This window comes from Phytoactinopolyspora endophytica (genome assembly GCF_004138495.1).
In the GTDB taxonomy this organism is placed as follows: domain Bacteria; phylum Actinomycetota; class Actinomycetes; order Jiangellales; family Jiangellaceae; genus Phytoactinopolyspora; species Phytoactinopolyspora endophytica.
Map to the genome: position 1 here is coordinate 639,545 of NZ_ML142849.1, position 4,720 is coordinate 644,264.

At 69.3% G+C, this 4,720-nt stretch carries 5 protein-coding genes; all 5 read right to left on the reverse strand.

The window, feature by feature from the left end:
* Positions 1-849: ABC transporter transmembrane domain-containing protein (locus ELR45_RS02795; RefSeq protein WP_165367416.1), on the reverse strand; the 849-nt coding region annotated here is incomplete at its 3' end.
* Positions 850-1,212: 363 nt separating this feature from the next.
* Positions 1,213-1,974 carry an imidazole glycerol phosphate synthase subunit HisF gene (gene hisF, locus ELR45_RS02800; protein ID WP_129663215.1) on the reverse strand — a complete coding sequence of 254 codons (762 nt, stop codon included), beginning with the start codon at positions 1,972-1,974 and terminating at the stop codon, positions 1,213-1,215.
* A gap of 89 nt (positions 1,975-2,063) precedes the next feature.
* Entirely contained in the window at positions 2,064-2,792 is a 729-nt protein-coding gene (gene priA / locus ELR45_RS02805) for a bifunctional 1-(5-phosphoribosyl)-5-((5-phosphoribosylamino)methylideneamino)imidazole-4-carboxamide isomerase/phosphoribosylanthranilate isomerase PriA (protein ID WP_129663217.1), read from the reverse strand.
* A 103-nt stretch (positions 2,793-2,895) separates the two neighbouring features.
* Entirely contained in the window at positions 2,896-3,645 is a 750-nt protein-coding gene (locus tag ELR45_RS02810; RefSeq protein ID WP_129663219.1) for a class I SAM-dependent methyltransferase, read from the reverse strand.
* Positions 3,645-4,289 carry an imidazole glycerol phosphate synthase subunit HisH gene (gene hisH / locus ELR45_RS02815; RefSeq protein WP_129663221.1) on the reverse strand — a complete coding sequence of 215 codons (645 nt, stop codon included), beginning with the start codon at positions 4,287-4,289 and terminating at the stop codon, positions 3,645-3,647. Before hisH ends, ELR45_RS02810 begins: the two co-directional genes overlap by 1 nt.
* Positions 4,290-4,720 lie beyond the last annotated feature (431 nt).

The window sequence follows — 4,720 nt, forward strand, 5'->3', positions numbered from 1 at the left end:
GGCGATCCGGGCGGAGCCGATGAGCAGGACGGCGAGGATCCCGATGTTCGGCAGCGCCTCCAGGATCGGGTCGAAGGCGCCCCGGATCCGGCCGACGCCGGTGTTGGCGTCTCTGAGGTTGTGTGCGACGGCGCGGAACCGCTCCGTCTCGTCCCCTTCCCGGCCCATCGCCTTGACCAGGGCGGCGCCCTCGAACGACTCGTGCGCCACGCCGGACAGATCGGCCCGCAGCGCCTGCGCGCGGGTCGCCAGCGGCGACAGCCTCCGCTGGTAGACGAAGTTGATGATCAGGATCGCCGGGAACACCATGACCCCGACGAGGGCCAGCCATGGGTCGACAAGGAACATCGAGCCGAGGGCGAAGAAGAGCATGACCACGACGCCGAGGGCGAACGGCAGCGGCGCGATCGGCCAGAAAGTCGACTCGACGTCGGCGTTGGCGTTCGACAGCAGGTTTCCCGCCGGGTGCCGGTGGTGCCACGCGAGCGGCAGCCGCATGTACTGGCGGGTCACCCGGCGGCGATAGGTGGCGTTCAGCCGATACTGCCCCACGCCGGCGAAGAACCGGCGGATGACGATGCCGGCCGCCTTCAGCACCGCGGTACCTATGATGGCGGTGGCGGCGAGCCACATCGTTGCGGCGGTGGTCTCTCCGTCGGCGAACGCGGGCACGATCGCCTCGTCCGTCACGCGCCCGATCACCTCGGCCGCGATCACCGTCATGAGGCCGTAGAGCGCGCTTCCCGCGATGGCGATGCCGAGGATGAACGGCTCGCCGCGCAGGGCAAGGCCCAGGACACGGAGTCCTTCGCCGAGCGTGGCGCGCCGCTCGGGTCTTCTGTCCGACACGTTGCACTGCCTTCGGTAGCTCAAGAGCCAGGAGGGCGCTCCGCCGCGCCGCACATAGGGGGTCGCCTGACTCGTGTGGACCCGCATCTCACCGAACCGCGAGCGTGCGTCCGATGACGGCGCCCCGGCGCGGAGGTCCCCTCGATGCGAGGTATCCCATACAGACCGGCCCGTGCCGCGGGAGAAGTGTCCAACGTCACATCAAGGTGGCTGTCTGGGTCGTTTGTACAGTATCAACTCCCACCGACACTCGTGAAACTGGTTTCGCCCCGGGCGGAAATCGCCTTCCAACCGTGCTTAATGCACTATGTCAGCGCCAACCAGACACTGCGATCACTGGCGGTACGAACCCACGCTCGGCGGTCAACGCACAGTGTGGCCGGTCGCGGCGAGGCTGTTCTTCACGTCGCCGATGCTCAGCTCACGGAAGTGGAAGACGCTGGCCGCGAGGACCGCGTCCGCGCCCGCGTCGACCGCCGGCGCGAAATGCTCGACCGCGCCCGCACCGCCGCTGGCCACCACCGGCACCCGCACGGCCGCGCGCACCGCCGTGATCATCTCGACGTCGTAGCCGTCCTTGGTGCCGTCGGCGTCCATCGAGTTGAGCAGGATCTCCCCGGCACCCGATTCCGCGGCGCGGCGTGCCCACTCCACCGCGTCGATGCCGGTGCCGCGCCGGCCGCCGTGCGTGGTGACCTCGAATCCCGACGCGGTGCCACCGCCACGCCGAGCGTCGACGGAGAGCACCAGCACCTGCGCGCCGAACCGGTCGGCGATCTCCGGGATGAGCTCGGGACGCGCGACTGCGCCGGTGTTCACGCCCACCTTGTCCGCACCCGCGCGCAGCAACCGGTCGACATCGTCGACGGTACGCACACCGCCGCCGACCGTGAGCGGGATGAACACTTCCTCCGCAGTGCGGGACACCACCTCGTATGTGGTCGAACGGTCGTCGCTGGATGCGGTGATGTCGAGGAAGGTGAGCTCGTCGGCGCCCTCCGCCCCGTAGGCCGCGGCCAGCTCCACCGGGTCACCGGCGTCGCGCAGGTTCATGAAGTTGACGCCCTTGACCACCCGACCGGCGTCGACGTCCAGACACGGGATCACCCGCACCGCAACACTCATGCCCGCTCCTCCCCTCTTCTTCCCATGATCATGAACATTAACCGTTCATATAGCACGGTTAATGTTCATGATCATGGAGACAATGGCGGTCATGCGGCGGCCTCGAGGGCCTGCTCCAGGGTGAACGCGCCGGCATACAGCGCCTTGCCGATGATCGCGCCCTCCACCCCGATGCCGATGAGAGTGCGCAGCGCCGTCACGTCTTCCAGGTTCGACACTCCGCCGCTGGCGATGACCGGCCGGTCCGTGCGCTCACACACCGAGCGCAGCAGGTCGAGGTTCGGGCCGCGCAGCGTGCCGTCCTTCGTGACATCGGTGACGACATAGCGCGCGCAGCCGTCGTCGTCCAGCCGCTCGAGGACCTCCCACAGATCGCCGCCTTCGCGCGTCCATCCTCGTGCCGCCAGCGTGGTCCCACGCACGTCGAGCCCGACGGCGATGCGGTCCCCGTGCCTGGCGATCGCACGAGCCGTCCAGTCCGGATCCTCCAGCGCCGCGGTGCCGAGGTTCACCCGCGCGCACCCGGTCTTCAGTGCGTTCTCCAGCGACTCGTCGTCCCGGATACCGCCGGACAGCTCCACGGCGACGTCGAGCCGGCCGACCACCTCAGCCAGCAGCTCGCGGTTCGATCCACGCCCGAACGCCGCGTCCAGGTCCACCAGGTGCACCCACTCGGCGCCGGCATCTTGCCACGCCAGCGCAGCGTCCAGCGGTGAACCGTACGACGTCTCGCTTCCCGCTTCGCCCTGTACCAGCCGCACCGCCTCGCCGTCGGCCACGTCCACGGCCGGCAACAGGATCAGCCGCTCATCGCTCATGCTTCATCTCCGTACGTTTGACGATCGGTCAGGGACTGCCGACGATCGCTGTGGTGTCCACCCCACCGATCGTCGGCGATCATCGACAGGGACCTGCGCACGTTCAGGCGACCTTGACGGCGCGGAACCGCAGGCGGCGGTAGTCGGCCCACCACGCGTCGTCGTGCCACAGAGCCGGCCGGGCGATCTCCAGCGCCCGGCTCACGGTCGCCGCCGGCAGGTCCGCCACGACCTCCCCGGCGAACATCTCCAGCCACCGCTCCATCCCATCCGGACCGGTCAGCTTCGTGGGACGGTCGTAGAAGTCGAGCTGGCGCACCTCCAGCCCGGCGTCCTCCAGGATGGCCGCGTACTGCGCGGGCGACGGGAAGTACCACGGCCACCGTCGCTCCGGCAGCCCGGTCTCCCGGCAGGCCTGTTCGACCGCGTCCGTGATGGTAGCGACGTTGCGGGTCGCGCCCATCTCGGCCACGAACCTGCCACCCTCGCGCAGGGCGTCGGACACACATCCGAGGACCTCGACCGGAGCCGGCATCCAATGCAGCGCCGCGTTGGAGACGACGGCGTCCACCGGATCATCGACCGAGAAGTCATGGGCGTCGGCGACCTGGAGCTCGGCGGCGTCGCCCAGCCGCTCGCGGGCCGCCTCGATCATGGCCGGCTCGGCGTCCATGCCGATGACCGACGCCCCGGTCTCGACCAGCCGGGCCGTGAGGTCCCCGGTACCGCACCCGAGGTCGATGATCCGCTCCCCTGGCTGCGGCCGCAGCCAGTCAAGCAGCTCGACGCCGTATGCCGCGACGAACCCGAAATCGCGATCGTAGGCATGGGCGTCCCACTTGGTGGAACTCATCACGTATCCAGCCCTTTCATCCAGTTTCGTAGCAACGTCAGCCCGGCATCGCCCGACTTCTCGGGGTGGAACTGGGTCGCCGACAGCGGCCCGTTCTCGACAGCGGCGATGAACCGGTCGCCACCATGCTCAGCCCAGGTCACGAGCGGCGGCCGGAGCCGTTCGGACTCCGGCAGCTCCCATCGCCGCACCGCGTAGGAATGCACGAAGAAGAAGCGCTCCTTCTCGATGCCGTCGAAGAGCACGCTTCCCCCCGGCGCGTCGATGGTGTTCCAGCCCATGTGCGGGAGCGGGGAAGCCTTCAGCTGCTCGACCGTACCCGGCCATTCGCCGAGCCCTTCGGCCTCGACCCCGTGCTCGACACCGCGGCTGAACAGCACCTGCAGCCCGACACAGATGCCGAGCACCGGGCGCCCTCCGGCGAGCCGTCGTCCGATCACCCGGTGGCCGTCGACCGCACGGACGCCGTCGACGCACGCGGCGAACGCACCGACACCGGGGACGACCAACCCGTCGGCGTTCTCCGCGGCAGTCCGGTCCGCGGTCAGTTCGACCTCGGCGCCGACGTGCTCGAGCGCGCGCACCGCCGAGCGTACGTTGCCGAAGCCGTAATCGAGTACGACAACCCGTCGTGCCCCGCTCATCGCGCCCGTCCTCTCGTTCTTTCCCGCTTCTCTGCTACCGCCCGGCGCCTGGCCATGAAAGGTCGCGCGGGATGTGTCCAACAGGTCGCCAGGCTCAAGCCCAACCGGGCCCCTGGATCAACGGAACTTGACCCACCCAGCGCCACCCGCCGCCTGGCGACCTGTTGGACACATCCCGCGCGATCCACAAGTAGCCGCCGGGCGGCCGGCGGAGTCCCACCCCACCGGCGTCCGCCTACCCCGCATGGCAGACTTCCTGTGTGACCGACGAGACGCTCACGCCAGCCGATCGCACGGCGATGTTCGCTCATGCCGGCAGCAGCATCGAGCCCCGCCCGCGACGCTGGCGGAAACGTGTGGGGATCGCCTCCGTGACCATGGTCGTCGTGGTGGTGACGACTACCGCCGCTGGCGGCTGGTACTACGCCGAC

What these genes read in the sequence shown, in the direction of transcription:
- hisF (WP_129663215.1), bottom strand. Translation starts at nt 1,974, where the DNA reads ATGAGTGTTGCGGTGCGGGTGATCCCGTGTCTGGACGTCGACGCCGGT.
- priA (WP_129663217.1), bottom strand. Translation starts at nt 2,792, where the DNA reads ATGAGCGATGAGCGGCTGATCCTGTTGCCGGCCGTGGACGTGGCCGAC.
- ELR45_RS02810 (WP_129663219.1), bottom strand. Translation starts at nt 3,645, where the DNA reads ATGAGTTCCACCAAGTGGGACGCCCATGCCTACGATCGCGATTTCGGG.
- hisH (WP_129663221.1), bottom strand. Translation starts at nt 4,289, where the DNA reads ATGAGCGGGGCACGACGGGTTGTCGTACTCGATTACGGCTTCGGCAAC.